The following is a 19749-nucleotide window of genomic DNA, read 5'->3' as shown; positions in this document are numbered from 1 at the left end:
TCGTCCCCCGGCCGAGTCGAACCTGGTGCAGGATCGAACCAGGCGATGACAAGCGCAAGCAGCGCGCGTCGGCCCGAGCATTTGCTGCTGACAATTTGCGGTACTGGCGCTAGGGGCTGCGCCATGTCTGGAATCACCCCCGAGATCGTCGCCGAGCACGGCCTGTCCCCCGAGGAATATGCGCGCGTGCTTCACGCCCTGGGTCGCGACCCCAACCTTACCGAGCTGGGCATCTTCTCGGTGATGTGGTCCGAGCACTGCTCGTACAAGTCCTCGCGCATCCACCTCAAGAAGCTGCCGACCGAAGGTCCGCAGGTCATCTGCGGCCCCGGCGAGAATGCGGGCGTGGTCGATATCGGTGATGGCCAGGCCGCGATCTTCAAGATGGAGAGCCACAACCACCCCTCGTATATCGAGCCCTATCAGGGCGCGGCGACGGGCGTGGGCGGCATCCTGCGCGACGTCTTCACCATGGGTGCACGCCCCATCGCGAACATGAACGCGCTGCGTTTCGGCCGTCCGGACCATCCCAAGATGCGCCATCTGATCTCGGGCGTCGTCCACGGCATCGGCGGTTACGGCAATTGCGTCGGCGTTCCCACGGTTGGCGGCGAGGTCAACTTCCACCCCGCCTATGACGGCAATATCCTCGTCAACGCGATGACCGTTGGCGTCGCCGACACCGACAAGATCTTCTATTCGGCGGCCTCGGGCGTGGGCAATCCGATCGTCTATGTCGGATCCAAGACCGGACGCGACGGCATCCACGGCGCAACCATGGCGAGCGCGGACTTCGGCGAGGATGCCGAGGAGAAGCGCCCCACCGTCCAGGTCGGCGACCCCTTCACCGAAAAGCTGCTGATCGAGGCGTGCCTCGAACTCATGGCTTCCGACGCGATCGTCGCGATCCAGGACATGGGCGCAGCGGGCCTCACCTCCTCCTCGGTGGAGATGGCCAGCAAGGGCGGTGTCGGCATCCGGCTCGACATGAACAAGGTGCCGCAGCGCGAAACCGGTATGACGGCCTATGAGATGATGCTGTCGGAAAGCCAGGAGCGCATGCTCATGGTGCTCAAGCCCGGCCGCGAGGCCTTTGCCGGAGCCATCTTCCACAAATGGGAGCTCGATTTCGCGATCATCGGTGAAGTCACCGACACCGGCCGCATGGTGCTCGAGCATAATGGCGAGGTCGTCTGCGACATTCCGCTCGCGCCGCTCGCGGACGACGCACCGCTCTATGACCGGCCTGCCTTGTCGCGCGACGACTACAAGGCATGGTCGGGCGTGAAGCAACTGGGCGAATTGCCCGAGAGCGCCGACATCACCGGCGATCTCGTCAGGCTGATGGGCTCTTCGGACATCGCCTCGCGCCGCTGGATCTGGGAGCAATATGATCACATGGTCGGCGCCGACACCGTCCAGCGTCCCGGCGGCGACGCCGCGGTCGTGCGCGTCCACGGCTCGCAAAAGGGCATCGCGATCTCGACCGACTGCACCCCGCGCTATTGCTATGCCGATCCCTATGAGGGCGGCAAGCAGGCGATCGCCGAATGCTATCGCAACATCTCGGCGGTCGGCGCGACGCCGCTCGCGGTCACCAACTGCCTCAACTTCGCGAATCCGCAGCGCCCAGAGATCATGGCGCAGTTCACGGGCTGCCTCGAAGGCATGGGCGATGCGTGCCGCGCGCTCGACTTCCCGATCGTGTCGGGCAACGTCTCGCTCTACAACGAGTCCAAGGCGACCGGCGGCGGATCGGCGATCCTGCCCACCCCCGCGATCGGCGGCATCGGGCTGCTGGCAGACGTCGACTCGATGACGACCGTCGCCTTCAAGGCCGAAGACGAAGCAATCGTCCTGATCGGCGCGGGCCAGGGTCATCTCGGCCAGTCGATCTGGCTGCGCGAAGTGCATGGCCGCGAGGACGGCACGCCACCGCCCGTCGATCTGGCGGTCGAGCGCAAGACGGGCGATTTCGTCCGGACGCAGATCCTTGGCGGCAAGGTCAGCGCGGTGCACGACATTTCGGATGGCGGCCTGCTCGTCACCGTCGCCGAGATGGCGCTTGCGGGCAATATGGGTGCCGAGATCGCGCTGCCCGAAGGCGTGTCGCCGACGGGCTGGCTCTTTGGCGAGGATCAGGGCCGCTATGTCGTGACCACGAGCGACGCTCCCACGCTCTGCGCCGCCGCCAATGCGCTGGGCATCCCCGCACTCCCGATCGGTGAGACGGGCGGACAGGCGGTGAGCATCCTGAACGGCGACGAAGTCTCGCTCGACGCGCTTCGCAAGGCGCATGAAGACTTCTTCCCCAATCTGATGGGCGCAGACGCCGCACTCGCCTGATGCGGTGGCTGATCGGATTGCTGCTTGCCCTGGCGGCGCTGCCTTCGGCCGCGTCCGCGCAGGCGACCGCGCGCGTCCGCATCGAGACGAGCATCGGCCCGATCATCGCCGAACTCGATCTCAAGCGCGCGCCGATCACTGCGAAGAACTTCCTCGCCTATGCCGAGGAAAAGCGCTTCGACAACACCAGCTTCTATCGCGCCGCGCGCAACAAGAGCGATCCCAAGCGCGGACTCGTCCAAGGCGGCATCGACAGCAAGGTGCGCAAGGCGCGCTGGCCGATCGACCATGAGCCGACCAGCCAGACGGGCATCAGGCATCTGGACGGCACGCTCTCGATGGCGCGCAACGCGCCGGGGAGCGCGATGGGTGATTTCTTCATCACCGTCGGACCCGCCGCCTATCTCGACGCCGGCCCCGGCAAGCCCGGCTATGCCGCCTTTGGCCGCGTGGTGAGCGGCATGCCGCTCGTCCGCCGCATCCTCGCAGCCCCCACATGGCCCGGCGGCCGCTCGACCAACACGATCGGCCAGCACATCAAGGAACCAGTCAAGATATTGAGCGTGCGGCGAATTCGCTGACGCCGGCTTGACCTGGCGACCGCCCGCCAGCGGCGGGTCGAAATACTCCCCGGGCTCCACTGAAATCTCGAAGCACCGCAGATACCCGCGGTTTTTCGAGAATTGCTTTAATCCTAAATTAAAATATGCTGGCTCGTGATCGTAGAAAAATGGACCGCCGCAAACGCGGCCATGAAGGGATCGCCGGCCCGTCCTCTCACGGTGGGCAGCTTTTGGGAGCAGATGCATGGATCACGATCCGCCGGTCTTCGCCGACAGCTTCAACATGGCGGACCATTTCGTGTTCGCCAATGTCGAGGCGGGTCGTGGCGACAAGCCCGCGATCCTGTTCGAGGATCGCGTCATCACCTATGCCGAGGTTGCCGACAATGTCCTGCGCGTCGCGCACCGGCTGCTGAGCGAGGGCCTGCTGCCCGAACAGCGCGTGCTGCTGTGCATGCGTGATTGCCCCGAATTCGTCTATGCGTGGTTCGGAGCGCTCAAGGCGGGGGCGGTCGTCACCCAGATCAATCCGCTGCTGCCCGCGAGCGACTATCGCTACTATCTCGACTATGTGAAGCCGCAGTTCGCCTTCATCGACAGCGCGAGCGCGGAGGCCTTTGGCTCGGCTGCAGAACAGTCGCGGCACTGCGACGCGTGCCGCAACATTATCGCCGCCGGCGAGGGTTTCGACGCATGGCTTGCGGGCGATATAGCGGACGACATAGCGCCCTGGCCGACGCGCAAGGACGACCCTGCGGTATGGCTGTTCACGAGCGGCACCACGGGTCAGAGCAAGGGCGCGGTGCACTGCCATTTCCACTTCGCCTATAATACCGAGGTCTATGCGCGGCGCTTCATCGGGATGCGCGAGGACGACGTCACGCTTTCAGGGCCGCGGCTGTTTTTCGGCTACGCCACCGGCACCAATCTCATGTTCCCGTTCGCAATGGGCGCAACCACGATCCTGTTCCCCGAACAGCCGACTGCGAAGGGCCTGTTCGACCTGATCGCGCGCCACCGCCCGACGGTGCTGACCAACGTGCCCACGCTTATCAACAAGATGCTCGAGGCAGCGGGCGATACGGCGCCCGACCTGTCGAGCCTGCGCTTCATGTGGAGCGCAGGCGAAGCGCTGCCGCGCGAGTTGCACGAGCGCTGGGATCGCGCCTTCGGCGTGCCGATCATCGACGGAATCGGCAGCGCCGAGAGCTTCCACATCTATATCAGCAACCGCCCCGGCGACATCCGGCCGGGCAGCCTCGGCAAGCTGGTCCCCGGATATGAGGCGCGCCTGCTCGACGAGGCAGGACAGCACGTTGCCTTGGGCGATGTCGGCACGCTCTGGATCGGCGGGGATTCCGCGGCGCTCTACTATCATGCTGCCTATGCCAAATCGAAGGAGCATCTGCGCGGCGGCTGGATCGTCAGCGGCGACAAGTTCCGCCAGGACGCCGAGGGCTATTGGTACTATGAAGGGCGCGGTGACGACCTGATCAAGAGCGGCGGCATCTATGTCAGCCCGCTCGAGGTCGAAAACTGCCTCGCGCAGCATGAGGCGGTGCGCGAATGCTGCGTCGTCGGGCGCAAGGATTCGGCGGGGCTCGAAAAGCCCGTCGCGATCGTGGTGCTCAAAACGGGCATCGCGCCGTCGCAAATGCTGGAGGCCGAGCTGATAGCGTTTTCACGCCTGCATCTGGCGCGCTACAAGGTGCCGCACCATGTCTTGTTCGCCGACACCGCGTTGCCGCGCAACGATCGCGACAAGATCGACCGGAAGATGCTGAAGGCACAGTTCGCATGAACCTCGGCGCAGTACCCTGGACCAATGTTCGCGACGCTCTCGCAAGCGGCCGTCCGGTCGTCGCAATCCTGCCCTGCGGCGCGGTCGAGGCGCATGGCCCGCATCTTCCGCTGGAAACCGACGTCATCATCAGCGACGGCATGGCGCGGCGCGCGGCGGCGAAGTTGGCGGCACAGGACATTCCGGCCTTCGTGCTCCCGCCACTTGCCTATGCGCCCGCCGAATATGCCGCTGAATTCGCGGGCACCATCTCGATCAGCGCGGCGACGGCTAAGGCGGTGTTGCTCGACATCGCGCGGTCGCTTCACCAACAGGGTTTCGCCTGTTTGGCGATCGCCAACAGCCATTTCGACCCCGCCAATGTCGCGATGCTGCGCGCCGCATCGGCCGAGATCGCGGAAACCGGACTCGCGGTCGCCTATCCCGATTTCACGCGACGGGCGCTGGCGCGAACGCTGACCGACGAGTTCGTGTCGGGCGCCTGCCATGCCGGCCAGTTCGAAACCAGCCTCGTCATGCGCGACCAGCCGCGTCTTGTCGACGAGGGGGTGCGGCCGGCGCTGGACGTTAATTCATCCAGCCTGATCGACGCGTTTGCGCGCGGCGCAAGGACCTTTTCCGAGGCGGGTGGTGACGAGGCCTATTTCGGCGCACCCGGCGCCGCCACAGCCGCGGAGGGCGAGCAGAGCTTCCAAACGATGGCCGACGCGCTCGTTCAAAGCGTACTTGACGCGCTGGCAGTAGCCGGCGCGATCGGCGAGGCAACGGACGCAGCGGATTGACGGGCGGCTTCAGAGCGTCCGAAATCGGACAAAGTTCAGGAAAGTCAGCCACGCGCGACAAATCCCCTCGCTCAATTCGACGATATTGATCGGTTCATTCGATCAATATGCGCTTCCTGTTCTGCACGATTCAAAGAGCCCATCGCGTGGGGACCGTGACAGCAAGCGCGCGTGTGGGACAGCGTATTTGTGGGCATGCCTGCGAGCCTTCGGAAACTCCCGCGTATTTCGTGGGTTTAGCCCTTGAGCGGCGGTTTGAAGGAGAGCACCTATGCGTCACCCCTGGCTCGCGGTCCTGACCGCCCTTCCGATTGCCACGATTTCGTCCCCCGCGCTGGCCCAGTCGGGAACCTCGACGACCACACGGGGACAGGTGACATTGTATGAACTACCAGCCTATTTCGGCCGCTCGGTCACGATCACCTCGGCAACGCCCGATCTTGCGACGCAGAACTTCGCCAGGCGCGCGCAAAGCGTGAAGGTGCAGGGCGAGTGGCAGGTTTGCACCGACGCGCAATATGCCGGCAATTGCACCACGATTTCTTCCAGTCAGACCTATATCGCCCGGTCGACAATCGCATCGCTGCGCCCGGCGTCGGACGCGGCAGCGACCACGCCGGGTTCAGGCTCGGCGACGACGGCGCCGGGTTCAGGCGCCGCGACCGGATTGCCCGCCAATCTTGCCGACATGGACGTGGGCGATGGGGTAGAGGGTCAGGATGTCGCCTTCTTCGCGCGTCCCACGCTCGACGGAACGCAGGTCGCGGGGACCAGCACTCCGCAGACCGGGGGCGATGCCTATTGCCGGCTCGCGGGGTTCACATCGGCGGCTCATGTGGGGCGTGCGCGGACGCAGACCGCGAATATCATCGATCTGGGAACCGGAAACCGCGTGCGTGGCTATGCGCTGCGAGACCTTCTGTGCAAGCGTTAGACCTTGGTCGTTTCAGGCTGAATCAGACTGAAACGTGAATCAAGGTCTCAACCATTTAAATAGAGCCTGATACCGGACCCGGGCCACCCGACTCTTCTGCGCTTGCCCTGCAAGTGCTTCCGCACTATATCGGCGTCACTTCTCGACATCGGTAACAATGGCGAGGTCGGGGCCCACAAGGCTCCGGCGCCAAAACCGCATGTTCAAACCCGTGGAGCCCTGATGGCCGATATTGACGTTCTGACCAGCCTGATCGAACCCGAAGCGAAAGCGCTCGGGTTTGCGCTGGTGCGCGTCAAGCTCTTCGGCGGCGAGGGCGACCGGACGCTGCAGATCATGGCCGAGCGGCCCGACACGCGGCAACTCAACATCGACGATTGCGCGGCGCTGTCGCGGCGAATCTCCGAAAAGTTCGACATACTTGAGGCCGCGGGACGCGACCCGATCGACGAGGCGTACCGGCTCGAGGTCAGCTCGCCCGGCATCGACCGGCCGCTGACACGGCTCCAGGACTTTGCCGACTGGGCGGGGCATGAGGCGCGGTTGAGCCTCGCGGAGCCGCAGGACGGACGCAAGCAACTGACCGGCCCGCTCAAGGGAATCGATGGCGAAACCATCGTAATTGACGTAAACAAACATGGCGAAATGCGTGTGGCGTTCGCCAATATCCACAGCGCCAAGCTGGTGATGACCGACAGGCTCATCGCGGCGACCGCCCCCCTCTCAGCCGAGGGTGCGGACAGCATTCAGGTAGAAGGACAGGACTGAGACCATGGCCACCGCCATTTCCGCCAACAAGGCCGAACTGATCGCAATCGCGAATGCCGTCGCATCGGAAAAGATGATCGACAAGGCCATCGTCATCGAGGCGATGGAAGACGCCATCCAGCGCGCCGCGCGTGCGCGCTATGGCGCCGAGAACGACATTCGTGCGAAACTCGACCCCAATACGGGCGACCTTCGCCTGTGGCGCGTCGTCGAGGTGGTCGAGGCCGTGGACGACTATTTCAAGCAGGTCGACGTCAAGGGCGCGCAGAAGCTCCAGAAGGACGCGGTTGTCGGCGACTATATCGTCGATCCGCTGCCCCCGATTGAGTTCGGCCGCATCGCCGCACAGGCCGCCAAGCAGGTGATCTTCCAGAAGGTCCGCGATGCCGAGCGCGAGCGCCAGTATGAAGAGTTCAAGGACCGTTCGGGCGAGATCATCACCGGCGTCGTCAAGCGCGTCGAGTTCGGCCATGTCGTCGTCGATCTGGGCCGCGCCGAGGGCGTCATCCGCCGCGACCAGCAGATCCCGCGCGAAGTGGTTCGCGTGGGTGACCGGGTCCGCTCGCTGATCCTCAACGTCCGCCGCGAGAATCGCGGGCCGCAGATTTTCCTGAGCCGTGCGCATCCCGACTTCATGAAGAAGCTGTTCGCGCAGGAAGTGCCCGAGATCTACGACGGCATCATCGAGATCAAGGCCGCCGCCCGTGACCCGGGTTCGCGCGCGAAGATCGGCGTCATCAGCCACGACAGCAGCATCGACCCTGTCGGCGCATGCGTCGGCATGAAGGGCAGCCGCGTCCAGGCGGTCGTCCAGGAAATGCAGGGCGAGAAGATCGACATCATCCCCTGGAGCGAGGACACCGCGACCTTCGTCGTCAACGCGCTTCAGCCCGCCAATGTCAGCCGCGTCGTCATCGACGAAGAAGAGGACCGCATCGAGGTCGTCGTGCCCGATGACCAGCTCAGCCTCGCCATCGGCCGCCGCGGCCAGAATGTGCGCCTCGCCAGCCAGCTGACGGCCAAGGCGATCGACATCATGACCGAGGCCGATGCGAGCGAGAAGCGCCAGAAGGAATTCGTCGAGCGTTCGGAAATGTTCCAGAACGAGCTCGACGTCGACGAGACGCTGGCACAGCTGCTCGTGGCCGAAGGCTTCGGCGCGCTCGAGGAAGTCGCCTATGTCGAGCTCGACGAGCTCGCGACGATCGAGGGCTTTGACGAGGAACTCGGCGGGGAGCTGCAGAACCGCGCGATCGAGGCGCTCGAGCGCCGCGAAGAAGCAAACCGTCAGGAACGCCGCGATCTCGGCGTCGAGGACGCGCTGGCCGACATGCCCTATCTGACCGAAGCGATGCTCGTCACGCTCGGCAAGGCGGGCATCAGGACGCTTGACGACCTCGCCGATCTGGCGACCGACGAACTCGTCCAGAAAAAGCGCGCCGAACCGCGTCGTGGCCGCGAAGGTCGCGCCGAGGACAAGGGCGGCGTGCTCGCCGAATATGGCCTGAGCGAAGAGCAGGGCAACGAGATCATCATGGCCGCGCGGGCGCACTGGTTTGAGGACGAGGGCGCCGAAGCTAATGGGGAGGACGCGCCCGCGGATGCTTCCCAATGAGAACTCAAGACGCTGCATTCTAAGCGGTGAGAAGGACGCGCGCGACGGCCTGATCCGGCTGGCGCTCGGCCCCGATGGCATGGTCGCGCCCGATGTGCGCGCGCGTGCCCCGGGCCGCGGCGCCTGGATCGCGGTGACGCGCGCCGAACTCGATGTCGCCAACGCCAGGGGCAAGCTGAAGGGTGCGCTCGCGCGCGCCTTCAAGTCGGGTGCGGTCGACGCGCCCGAGGATCTGGGCGCGCGAATCGAGGATGCACTCCGTCAGGACGCGCTCAACCGGCTTGGGCTGGAGGCGCGTTCGGGCAAGCTGCTGACCGGATCGGAGAAGATCGAGGCAGCGGCGCGCAGCGGGCAGGTTCGCCTGCTGATGCACGCCGCAGACGCGGGAATCGACGGCAATCGCAAGCTGGATCAGGCGTGGCGCGTCGGAAGCGGACGCGAGGGCAGCGCCGTCCGGGGCATGGTATTGCCGGTTCCGCGCACTATATTGTCCTTGGCATTGGGGCGCGAAAATGTGGTACACATCGCGCTGACCGACCGGGCCGCAGCGGAGCGGGTAGCGCAAGCGGTATCCCGCTGGTGCGAATTTATCGGAAGTGAGGCCGAGGCCGAACCTTGCGCAAAAGGTGCGCAGGGTCCATCGGCGCTTAATGCGCATGACGGCGACGGCATGGGTGAAGACGAAGGGTTTGAGATCAGTCGATGAGTGACACGGACAACGAAAAGCCGAAACTGGGCATGCGCGCGCCGCTGGGCCTGAAGCGCACCGTGGAGACGGGCAAGGTGAAGCAGAGCTTCAGCCATGGCCGGTCGAACACCGTCGTGGTCGAGGTCAAGCGCCGTCGGATCCTGGGCAAGCCCGGTGAGGCCGATGCACATCATGTAGAGGAAGTGCAGGCCGCTCCGGCACCTGCGCCCGCTGCTGCGCCCGCGCCCAAGGCACCGGCGCCGCAAGCACGCCCGGCGGAGACGAGCCTGCTGTCGCGCCAGGAGCTTCAGGCCAAGCTGCTGCGCGAGGCAGAGGAAGCGCGCATGGCCGCGCTTGAAGAGGCGCGTCGCCGTGAGGACCGCCAGCGCCACGAAGCGACCGAGGAAGAAAAGCGTCGCGCCGAGGAAAACCGCAAGGCCGAGGAAGAGGCTGCCCGCCGCGCCGAGGAAGAGGCGAAGCGCGCTGCCGAAGCGCCTGCCGCCGAATCCGCCGCCGAAGCGCCGCAGCCAGCGCCCGCGCCTGCAGAGGCGGCCGCCGCCCCTGCGGCAGCGCCGACGGTCAAGACCGACGACCGCCACCCGGCCCCGCGCAAGTTCACGCCCGTCGCACCCGTCAAACGCCCCGAACCGCCCGCGCGTCCCGCGCGTCCGGCCAAGGGCGTCGACGATCGCCGCCAGTCGGGCAAGCTGACCGTCAACCGCGCGCTCAACGACGGTGACGGCGGTGCGCGCGCACGTTCGCTCGCAGCTCTCAAGCGTGCGCGCGAGAAGGAACGCCGTTCGCACATGAGCGGCTATAGCCAGCCCCAGGTGAAGCAAGTCCGCGACGTCGTCGTCCCCGACGCGATCACTGTCCAGGAACTGGCGAACCGCATGGCCGAGAAGGGCGCCGACCTCGTGAAGTCGCTCTTCAAGATGGGCATGATGGTGACCGTCAACCAGACGATCGATCAGGATACCGCCGAGCTGCTGGTCGAGGAATTCGGCCACAACATCACGCGCGTGTCCGAAGCGGACGTCGAGATCGACGTCGAGTCGGACGTCGACGCCGAAGCGACGCTCAAGACCCGTCCGCCCGTCGTCACGATCATGGGCCATGTCGATCACGGCAAGACGTCGCTGCTCGACGCGCTGCGCGGCACCGATGTCGTCGCGGGCGAAGCCGGTGGAATCACGCAGCATATCGGCGCCTATCAGGTTAAGACCAAGGGCGGCCAGCTCGTCACCTTCCTCGACACGCCCGGCCACGAAGCGTTCACCGAGATGCGTGCGCGCGGCGCCAACGTCACCGACATCGTCATCCTCGTGGTGGCGGCCGATGACGGCCTGAAGCCGCAGACGATCGAGGCGATCAACCACACCAAGGCCGCCGGCGTGCCGATGATCATTGCGATCAACAAGATCGACAAGGACGGCGCCAACCCGCAGAAGGTGCGCGAGCGCCTGCTCGAGCACGAGATCGTCGTCGAGGCGATGGGCGGCGACGTCCAGGACGTCGAGGTGTCGGCGCTCAAGAAGACCAATCTCGACGAGCTGATCGACAAGATCCTGCTCCAGGCCGAGATCATGGAGCTGAAGGCCAATCCCGACCGCGCCGCCGAAGGCACCGTGGTCGAGGCCAAGCTCGACAAGGGCCGCGGCCCCGTGGCTACGATCCTCGTCCGCCGCGGCACGCTGCGCGTCGGCGACGTCTTCGTCGTGGGCGGCGAGAGCGGCAAGGTCCGCGCGCTGATCAACGACAAGGGCCAGCAGATCAAGGAGGCGGGTCCCTCGCTTCCCGTCGAGGTACTCGGCCTGTCGGGCACGCCGCATGCGGGCGACACGCTCTCGGTCGTCGAGAACGAGGCACGCGCACGCGAGGTCGCAGCCTATCGCCAGCAGCTCGCGCTCGAGAAGCGCACGACGAGCGCGCCGGCGACCTTCGACGCGTTGTTCTCGGCGCTGAAGGACAAGCAGGCGATCGAATATCCGATCGTCGTCAAGGCCGACGTGCAGGGCTCGACCGAAGCGATCGTCAACGCGCTCAACAAGATCTCGACCGACGACATCAAGGTGCGCATCCTGCATTCGGGCGTCGGCGCGATCACCGAGTCCGACGTGACGCTGGCCAAGGCCTCGGGCGCGCCGATCATCGGCTTCAACGTCCGCCCCAATGCCAAGGCGCGCGAGATCGGCGAGCGCGAAAAGGTCCGCTTCAAATATTTCGACGTGATCTATCACCTCACCGACGACATCCGCTCCGAAATGGCGGGCGAACTCGGCCCCGAGGCGATCGAAACCGTGGTCGGCCGCGCCGAAATCCGCGAGGTCTTCTCCGCGGGCAAGCACGGCAAGGCGGCGGGTCTGCTTGTCACCGAGGGTGTCATCCGCAAGGCGCTCAAGGCGCGCATCACGCGCGACGACGTCATCATCTACCAGGGCGAGATCGCGTCGCTGCGTCGCTTCAAGGACGATGTGGCGGAAGTCCGCGCTGGCCTGGAATGCGGCGTGACGTTCACGCAGAACTTCACCGACATCAAGCCCGGCGACTATCTCGAAACCTTCGAGGTCGAGCTGCGCGAACGGACGCTTTGATGGCCGGCGCCATCCCGATCAGCGATCGGGATGGCGCGGTCTTCGGCCGGATATGACCGATGCGAAATACTGAAACTCCCGAAACCCGCTCGGTGCGCCTGCTGCGCGTTGGCGAGCAGGTGCGCCATGTACTGTCGGAAATCCTGATGCGCGGCGATGTGCATGACGCGACGCTCGCCAGCCATCCGGTTTCGGTGACCGAGGTGCGCATGTCCCCCGATCTGCGTCACGCAACGGTGTTCGTGAAGCCGCTGCTGGGCAAGGATGAGGAAGCCGTCATCAAGGCGCTGCGCACCAACACCGCCTATCTCCAGCGCGAGGTCGCGCACCGCGTGAAGATGAAATATGCGGCGAAACTCAAATTCCTCGCGGACGAGAGCTTCGACGAAGGCACGCATATCGACACGCTGCTTCGCGACCCCAAGGTGGCGCAGGATCTGGACCGGGACGACGCGTGACAGCTTGCGCGGCGCGTCCGCTCGTCCAATAGGCAGGCGATGGCCAAGCTTTATTTCTATTATTCGTCGATGAACGCGGGCAAGTCGACGACGCTGCTCCAGTCGAGCTTCAACTATCAGGAACGCGGCATGGAGACGATGCTCTTCACCGCCGCGATCGACGATCGCTACGCACCCGGCATGATCACATCACGAATCGGGCTTGAGGCCGAGGCGACGATGTTCGACGCGCAGACCGATATCGGCGCCGCGGTGGACGCGGAGCACAGGCGACGCCCGCTCGATTGCATCCTCGTCGACGAGGCGCAGTTCCTGACGCGCGAACAGACGATGAACCTGCGCGTCGACGCGCACGGCAAGGCGATTCGGCAGGGCGCGCAGACGGAGATTGGCGGCAATGACCGCTATGTCGCGCTGTGCCGCCGCCATTATGTCGAGCGGACGCGCTGAGCCAGAACATGCACGGCTGGATCATCCTCGACAAACCCCTGGGCCTTGGTTCGACACAGGCGGTATCCGCGGTGAAGCGCGCGCTCAGGCAAGGCGGTTACGGCAAGGTGAAGGTCGGTCATGGCGGCACGCTCGATCCGCTGGCCACCGGCGTACTGCCCGTCGCGCTGGGCGAGGCGACCAAGCTGGCCGGCCGGATGCTCGACGCGTCGAAGATCTACGACTTCACGATCGGCTTCGGAACGCAGACCGACACGCTGGACGCCGAGGGGCAGGTGGTTGCGACCAGCGATGTCCGCCCGACGCGCGCGGATATCGATGCGGTGCTGCAGCTTTTCACCGGGCCGATTTCGCAGATGCCGCCCGCTTTCTCGGCGCTCAAGGTCGACGGCAAGCGCGCCTATGACCTCGCGCGCGCGGGTGAGGATGTGGTTCTCCAGCCGCGCGACGTGACCATCCATGCGCTGGAGATCGCTTCCTCCCCGGTACGGGGAGGGGGACCGGCGGAGCCGGTGGAGGGGCTGGCACGCACTTCCCGACAGCCCTTCCACCACCCTTTGGGTGGTCCCCCTCCCCGTACCGGGGAGGAACTGGCTGAAATCACGCTCACGGCACATGTATCGAAGGGCACCTATATCCGCAGCCTCGCACGCGACATTGCGCTGGCGCTCGAAACGGTCGGGCATGTGACCATGCTCCGGCGCACCAAGGCGGGCCCCTTCACGCTGACCCAAGCGATTTCGCTGGACAAACTGGCGGAACACTCTATGCACCGCGCGCTTGAAGACATAACCTTGCCGCTGACGGCGGGGCTGGACGACATCCCGGCTCTACCCGTCACCCCCGATCAGGCAAGGCTGCTCCGCCAGGGGCAGGTCTTGATCGGGATTGCTGCTCATCAGGGCCTTCACCTCGCCACCGAAGCGGAAACGCCGGTAGCGCTTGTGGAGGTTTCCGGCCCCGAAATCCGGGTGGTGCGCGGCTTCAACCTGTAGCGATGTCGAAGGAAAAAGAATTTTATGACGATTACTGCAGAGCGCAAGGAAGCGCTGATCAAGGAACATGCCCGCGCCGAAGGTGATACGGGCAGCCCCGAAGTCCAGATCGCGGTTCTCACCGAGCGCATCGTCAACCTGACCGAGCACTTCAAGGGCCACCACAAGGACAACCATTCGCGTCGCGGCCTGCTCATGATGGTGAACAAGCGTCGCAGCCTTCTCGACTATCTGAAGAAGAAGGACAACGCGCGGTACACCGATCTGATCGCGAAGCTCGGCCTTCGCAAGTAACTTAAGGGCGCCCATCGGGCGCCCTTTTGGCATTCCGGCACCAGCCGGGATCCGGCAAGATAGCCGTGCAAAAGCACGGACTGGCCCCGGCTTCCGCCGGGGCAACCGGGTGAGGCAATTAGGCTCTCATCCGATGGGGCACGGAAAGCCCCGCACCGCACGGGCCGGCTTAGCCCGCACACAGGCCCCCGTCGCATAGGGCGACGGGAGTGAAGGAAAACAAATGTTCAACACGAAGACAGTCGAAATCGAGTGGGGCGGACAAACCCTCAAGCTCGAAACGGGCCGCGTTGCCCGCCAGGCCGACGGCGCGGTACTCGCGACGTTGGGTGAAACCGTCGTGCTCTGCGCCGTTACGGCCGCGCGCTCGGTCAAGGAAGGGCAGGATTTCTTCCCGCTCACCGTTCACTATCAGGAAAAATATTCGGCCGCCGGGCGTATCCCGGGCGGCTTCTTCAAGCGCGAGCGCGGCGCGACCGAGAAGGAGACGCTGGTCTCCCGCCTCATCGACCGCCCGATCCGTCCGCTGTTCCCCGAAGGGTTCTACAACGAGATCAACGTGATCGCGCAGGTTCTCTCCTATGACGGCGAGAACGAGCCCGACATCCTCGCGATGGTCGCTGCTTCGGCTGCGCTGACGCTTTCGGGCGTACCCTTCATGGGCCCGATCGCGGCCGCGCGCGTCGGCTATGTCGACGGCGAGTACATCCTCAACCCGACCGACGAGCAGGTTGCCGCAGGCGACCTCGACCTCGTCGTCGCAGGCACGCACGACGCGGTGATGATGGTTGAATCGGAAGCCAAGGAGCTTTCCGAGGACGTCATGCTCGGCGCGGTCATGTTCGCGCATCGCGGCATCCAGTCGGTGATCGGCGCGATCATCAAGCTCGCCGAGCAGGCCGCCAAGGAGCCCTGGCCGATGGCCGCGCAGGCCGACCTTTCGGCCGCGAAGACCAAGCTCAAGAAGCTGATCGGCAAGGACATCGAGGCAGCGTACAAGCTGACCGACAAGTCGGCACGCTCGAGCGCTCTCAACGAGGCGCGCGCCAAGGCGAAGGAAGCGTTCTCCGACGCGACCCCGCAGGACCAGATGGCCGCATCGAAGCTCGTCAAGAAGCTCGAGGCCGAGATCGTCCGCACCGCGATCCTCAAGAACGGCCAGCGCATCGACGGCCGCACGACCACGCAGATCCGCCCGATCGACGCGATGGTGGGCTTCCTGCCCCGCACGCACGGTTCGGCGCTGTTCACGCGCGGCGAGACGCAGTCGATCTGCACCACCACGCTGGGCACCAAGGACGCCGAGCAGATGATCGACGGCCTGACCGGCCTGCGTTACGAGCATTTCATGCTGCACTATAACTTCCCGCCCTATTCGGTCGGTGAAGTCGGCCGCTTCGGCGCGCCGGGCCGTCGTGAAGTCGGCCATGGCAAGCTGGCATGGCGTGCGCTGCACCCCGTGCTGCCCACCAAGGACGAGTTCCCCTACACGATCCGCGTGCTTTCGGACATCACCGAGTCCAACGGCTCGTCGTCGATGGCAACGGTGTGCGGCGGCTCGCTCTCGATGATGGATGCGGGCGTTCCCCTGAAGCGCCCCGTTTCGGGCATCGCGATGGGCCTGATCCTCGAAGGCAAGGATTTCGCGGTGATCAGCGACATCCTCGGCGACGAGGATCACCTCGGCGACATGGACTTCAAGGTTGCGGGCACGTCCGAAGGCATCACCACGATGCAGATGGACATCAAGATCGCCGGCATCACCGAAGAGATCATGAAGCAGGCGCTGAAGCAGGCCGCCGAAGGCCGTGCGCACATCCTCGGCGAAATGGCCAAGGCGCTCGATCACACGCGTGAAGAGCTGTCGGCGCATGCACCGCGCATCGAGACGATCCAGATCGACAAGTCGAAGATCCGCGAAGTCATCGGCACGGGCGGCAAGGTGATCCGCGAGATCGTCGCGGAAACCGGCGCCAAGGTCGACATCGACGATGAGGGCCTGATCAAGATCAGCTCTTCGGACCTGACGCAGATCGAGGCTGCCAAGAAGTGGATCCTCGGGATCGTCGAGGAAGCGGAAGTCGGCAAGATCTACAACGGAAAGGTCGTGAACCTCGTCGATTTCGGCGCCTTCGTGAACTTCATGGGCGGCAAGGACGGCCTCGTCCACGTCTCGGAGATCAGGAACGAGCGCGTCGAGAAGGTGGCCGACGTCCTGTCCGAAGGCCAGGAAGTCAAGGTCAAGGTCCTCGAGATCGATCCGCGCGGCAAGGTTCGCCTGTCGATGCGCGTCGTCGACCAGGAGACCGGCGCGGAACTCGAAGACACGCGCCCGCCGCGTGAAGAACGCCCGCGTGGTGACCGCGGCGACCGTGGCCCCCGTCGTGACGGTGGCGATCGCGGTCCCCGTGGCGGTGGCGGCGGTCGTGACCGTGGCCCGCGCCGCGACGGTGGTGACCGCGGCCCGCGCCGCGAGCGCAGCGAAGGCGGCAAGGATGAGGGCCCCGAGCCCGAATTCGCGCCCGCGTTCCTGACCCGCGACGACGACTAAGGCTTCACTTCAGCCCGACCAAAACGAAAAGCCCCGCGAGCGATCGCGGGGCTTTTTGTGTTTCTGGAGGTTAGCGACGGCTGCTGCGGGCGCTTCATCGCCTATCGCTGCACGATCGCGGCTTCGCGCCACTCGCCCGGCGGAACGTCGTCGAGCGTCCAGTCGCCGATGCTCCATCGCACGAGCCTGAGCGTCGGGTGGCCGATGGCTGCGGTCATCCTGCGCACCTGCCGGTTGCGGCCCTCGCGGATCGTGAGCCTGAGCCAGCAGTCGGGCACGCTCTTGCGGAATCGGATCGGCGGATCTCTGGGCCAGAGCGCGGGAGGGGCAATGCGTTCGACCTCGGCCGGCCGGGTTGGACCGTCTTTCAGGCGAACGCCCTGCCTCAAGGACTCGAGGCTTGCCTCCTGCGCGTCACCCTCGACCTGCACCAGATAGGTCTTGGGCATCTTGAACCGAGGGTCTGCGATCCGCGCCTGCAGCCTGCCATCGTCGGTGAGCAGGAGCAGGCCCTCGCTGTCGAGATCGAGCCGCCCTGCAGGGTAAACGCCCGGCATGTCGATGAAATCCGACAGCGTCGGGCGCGGGGATGTCGTGCCGCGATCGGTGAATTGCGGAAGCACGCCATAGGGCTTGTTGAACAGGATCAATCGCGACATCGCCCACTCATCCACCAACGGCGTCGCTCGAACATTCAGGCGACCAGACATGTCGGCGGCGTATAGCGCAGGTGGCGCCGGGCTTCATGCCCAAAGCTGCGCGTCAGCAATGAAAAAAGGGGTGCCCTTCGGACGCCCCCTTTTCAGGATGTGGTACGGGCCGGGCCGCGATACGCAGCGTCCCGGCCCTGACGACCCGGCGAAAGTTACTGTCCGGTCGAATTCGTGGCGTTGGTCGCGGTTGCGGCGTTGAGCGCGCCGTTTTCAATCGCGTCGGCCTTTGCCTCGCCTGCGTCGCGGACCGCATCGGCCTGGTTCTCGAGCTGCTCCTCGACAACATCGTTGGTCGCATTGTCGGCCATCGCGTCGATCGTATCCGCCTGGTTGTCGGTCACCGCCTCGACATTGTCGGCGACGTTCTCGGTGGGCGTCTGGCCCCCGCAGGCGGCCAGCGTCGCAAGGCCGGCCAGCGCGATCGATTTCACAACAGTCTTCATTACAGTCCCCTGTGCAGGAGCCGCGTACATGCGGCGGAACTGGCAAAAGGCGCGGGCGCGCAATGCGTTCCAAAAAATGCGACGAGTTGATGAAGACGGCATGACGGGGAGAGCGGCGCGCGATGAACTGCGCACCTTCGTGCCGGGACGATGAGGTCCGGGAGGTTCTGTTGCCCGGCCCTCCCGGAGGCCGCTGGAGTCCGATTCTGTTGCCCGGTTCGGCCCGAACCGCGTTCTTTTAGAATAATTTCAGAGCGTTAGCTCCAAAATTACGCTGCGAGAGCGAGTGCTTCGTTATCGTTGGCACTTGTGGTTTTGAACGGTTTTACGGCGCATTCAGGCCGGGCAAAAACATCGTCTTTCAATACACGTCGATCCTAGTTCGGCCCCGTCAAAATCCCCCGTTGCCGGAAGGTTATGGTGGAGCCGCCGGGTACCGCCCCCGGGTCCGCTGCATCTATTTCACGACACAATTTATCGCCATAGCCGGACGAATCCGGCACCCGCCAATATAGGGACTGTTCGGTGAATGAAAAGTGGACGCGTTCGCAAACCGAACATGCCCCCGGCATGTCCGCCCGGAGCTCACTTCTTGAGTGCGTCGCGGATTTCGGTGAGCAGTTCGATCTCGGTGGGGCCGGCGGGCGCTTCGGCGGGCCTGTTGATCCTGTTGGCAGCCTTGACGATCAGGAAGATCGCAAAGGCGATGATCACGAAATTGATCACCTCGGTCACGAAATGGCCATAGCCGAAGAGCGGCACGCCCGCGGCCTTCAATGCCGTATAGTCAGCGAGCGAGCCTTTATAATCCGCCGGGACATCGCCGAGAATGACGAACAGCGAAGTGAAATCGACCTTGCCGAATATCGCGCCGATCACGGGCATGACGAGATCTTCGGTCAGCGAGGTGACGATCTTGCCGAAGGCCGCGCCGATGATGACCGCGACCGCGAGGTCGAGGACGTTGCCGCGTGCGATGAATTCCCTGAACTCCCTCAGCATGACCTTCCCCTTGTTGTGCTGCCGTAACGTGCCCATCTGCGCTTTGGCTTCGACAAACGGGCCAAGGGTTTTTATCATGAAAGTCCATTCTTCAAAGGGGATTGCCATGAAGCTGCGTTTCTTGACCGGGCTTGCCCTCGCCGCGACGCTCGCGGGCTGCGGGATCAACAGCGTTCCGACCGCCGAGGAAAACGCCAAGGCCAAATGGGCGAACGTCCAGGCGGACTATCAGCGCCGCGCCGACCTCGTCCCCAATCTGGTCGAGACCGTGAAGGGCTATGCCGCGCAGGAAAAGGACGTGCTGACTCAGGTAACCGAGGCGCGCGCCAAGGCAACCTCGGTGCAGGTGAGCGCGGAAGACCTGAGCGATCCCGCCAAGGTGGCGCAGTTCCAGCAGGCACAGGGTGCGCTGTCGGGCTCGCTGGGGCGGCTGCTCGCGACGGTCGAGGCCTATCCCGAGCTCAAGTCCAACGAGAATTTCCTCGCGCTGCAATCGCAGCTGGAGGGCACGGAGAACCGCATCAACGTCTCGATCAAGGATTATAACGAGGCGGTGCAGAGCTATAACACCACGATCCGCACCTTCCCCGACCTGATCGGCGCCAAGATCATCCACGGCGCCAAGCCGATGACGCCCTATCAGGCGCAACCGGGTTCGGAGCAGGCGCCCAAGGTGAATTTCGGCTGAGGCGGTCGCCGCCCCTGCCCCCCCTCCTTGTCATCCCGGCGAAAGCGGGGATCCAGGAACACGA

The 19749-nt window shown here is 64.8% G+C and carries 19 protein-coding genes and 1 other RNA gene; 16 read left to right on the top strand and 4 right to left on the bottom strand.

Annotated features, from left to right (window positions below; translation table 11 throughout):
- Positions 1–123 precede the first annotated feature (123 nt).
- From purL to pnp, 14 genes are all read left to right on the top strand, one after another.
- Positions 124–2346, top strand: coding sequence for a phosphoribosylformylglycinamidine synthase subunit PurL (gene purL, locus MKI88_RS11320; RefSeq protein WP_241631489.1), 2223 nt, complete (start codon positions 124–126; stop codon positions 2344–2346).
- Positions 2346–2927, top strand: coding sequence for a peptidylprolyl isomerase (locus MKI88_RS11315; RefSeq protein WP_241631488.1), 582 nt, complete (start codon positions 2346–2348; stop codon positions 2925–2927). The genes purL and MKI88_RS11315 overlap by 1 nt, the downstream gene beginning before the upstream one ends.
- Positions 2928–3153: 226 nt before the next feature.
- Positions 3154–4710, top strand: a complete 1557-nt coding sequence (locus MKI88_RS11310) for a benzoate-CoA ligase family protein (protein ID WP_241631487.1) — start codon at positions 3154–3156, stop codon at positions 4708–4710.
- Complete coding sequence (locus tag MKI88_RS11305; protein ID WP_241631486.1) at positions 4707–5492, top strand: creatininase family protein; 786 nt, start codon at positions 4707–4709, stop codon at positions 5490–5492. Before MKI88_RS11310 ends, MKI88_RS11305 begins: the two co-directional genes overlap by 4 nt.
- Before the next feature lie 271 nt (positions 5493–5763).
- A complete protein-coding gene (locus tag MKI88_RS11300; RefSeq protein ID WP_241631485.1) occupies positions 5764–6426 on the top strand; it encodes a beta/gamma crystallin-related protein in 663 nt (220 codons plus the stop codon).
- 222 nt (positions 6427–6648) lie between these two features.
- The gene (gene rimP, locus MKI88_RS11295) at positions 6649–7194 is read left to right on the top strand and encodes a ribosome maturation protein RimP (protein WP_241631484.1); all 546 of its coding nucleotides are present in this window, start codon (positions 6649–6651) and stop codon (positions 7192–7194) included.
- A 4-nt stretch (positions 7195–7198) separates the two neighbouring features.
- Positions 7199–8809 (top strand): transcription termination factor NusA, encoded by a 1611-nt coding sequence (gene nusA, locus MKI88_RS11290; RefSeq protein WP_241631483.1) that lies wholly within the window; start codon positions 7199–7201, stop codon positions 8807–8809.
- Positions 8796–9515, top strand: a complete 720-nt coding sequence (locus tag MKI88_RS11285; RefSeq protein ID WP_241631482.1) for a DUF448 domain-containing protein — start codon at positions 8796–8798, stop codon at positions 9513–9515. Before nusA ends, MKI88_RS11285 begins: the two co-directional genes overlap by 14 nt.
- A complete protein-coding gene (infB, locus tag MKI88_RS11280) occupies positions 9512–12091 on the top strand; it encodes a translation initiation factor IF-2 (protein ID WP_241631481.1) in 2580 nt (859 codons plus the stop codon). The genes MKI88_RS11285 and infB overlap by 4 nt, the downstream gene beginning before the upstream one ends.
- 59 nt (positions 12092–12150) lie before the next feature.
- Positions 12151–12549, top strand: a complete 399-nt coding sequence (gene rbfA, locus MKI88_RS11275) for a 30S ribosome-binding factor RbfA (RefSeq protein WP_241631480.1) — start codon at positions 12151–12153, stop codon at positions 12547–12549.
- 39 nt (positions 12550–12588) lie between these two features.
- A complete protein-coding gene (locus tag MKI88_RS11270) occupies positions 12589–12999 on the top strand; it encodes a thymidine kinase (RefSeq protein WP_241631479.1) in 411 nt (136 codons plus the stop codon).
- An 8-nt stretch (positions 13000–13007) separates the two neighbouring features.
- Positions 13008–13994, top strand: a complete 987-nt coding sequence (gene truB, locus MKI88_RS11265; RefSeq protein WP_241631478.1) for a tRNA pseudouridine(55) synthase TruB — start codon at positions 13008–13010, stop codon at positions 13992–13994.
- Between the two features lie 24 nt (positions 13995–14018).
- Complete coding sequence (rpsO, locus tag MKI88_RS11260; RefSeq protein ID WP_241631477.1) at positions 14019–14288, top strand: 30S ribosomal protein S15; 270 nt, start codon at positions 14019–14021, stop codon at positions 14286–14288.
- Positions 14289–14511: 223 nt separating this feature from the next.
- A complete protein-coding gene (pnp, locus tag MKI88_RS11255; protein WP_241631476.1) occupies positions 14512–16839 on the top strand; it encodes a polyribonucleotide nucleotidyltransferase in 2328 nt (775 codons plus the stop codon).
- A 101-nt stretch (positions 16840–16940) separates the two neighbouring features.
- Here pnp and MKI88_RS11250 read toward each other — a convergent pair whose 3' ends face one another.
- Entirely contained in the window at positions 16941–17498 is a 558-nt protein-coding gene (locus tag MKI88_RS11250; protein ID WP_241631475.1) for a pseudouridine synthase, read from the bottom strand.
- Positions 17499–17704: 206 nt separating this feature from the next.
- Positions 17705–17995: a hypothetical protein gene (locus tag MKI88_RS11245; RefSeq protein ID WP_241631474.1), complete on the bottom strand. Its 291-nt coding sequence runs from the start codon at positions 17993–17995 to the stop codon at positions 17705–17707.
- 28 nt (positions 17996–18023) lie between these two features.
- Between MKI88_RS11245 and MKI88_RS21420 the strand changes: the two genes are divergently transcribed.
- Positions 18024–18149 carry a hypothetical protein gene (locus MKI88_RS21420; protein ID WP_281063734.1) on the top strand — a complete coding sequence of 42 codons (126 nt, stop codon included), beginning with the start codon at positions 18024–18026 and terminating at the stop codon, positions 18147–18149.
- 40 nt (positions 18150–18189) lie between these two features.
- Here the strand turns inward: MKI88_RS21420 and ssrA are convergent.
- Both ssrA and mscL read right to left on the bottom strand, forming a co-directional pair.
- Positions 18190–18535, bottom strand: a transfer-messenger RNA (tmRNA) gene (gene ssrA, locus MKI88_RS11240).
- Positions 18536–18580: 45 nt separating this feature from the next.
- Positions 18581–18997, bottom strand: coding sequence for a large conductance mechanosensitive channel protein MscL (gene mscL / locus MKI88_RS11235; protein WP_241631492.1), 417 nt, complete (start codon positions 18995–18997; stop codon positions 18581–18583).
- Positions 18998–19103: 106 nt separating this feature from the next.
- Between mscL and MKI88_RS11230 the strand changes: the two genes are divergently transcribed.
- Positions 19104–19685, top strand: coding sequence for a LemA family protein (locus tag MKI88_RS11230; protein ID WP_241631473.1), 582 nt, complete (start codon positions 19104–19106; stop codon positions 19683–19685).
- The last annotated feature ends 64 nt before the right edge of the window (positions 19686–19749 follow it).

The sequence above is a fragment of the Sphingomonas sp. LaA6.9 genome (genome assembly GCF_022601895.1).
Classification (GTDB): Bacteria; Pseudomonadota; Alphaproteobacteria; order Sphingomonadales; family Sphingomonadaceae; genus Sphingobium_A.
The sequence above is the reverse complement of the archived record's forward strand: the minus strand, read 5'-3'. Positions and strand labels throughout refer to the sequence as shown.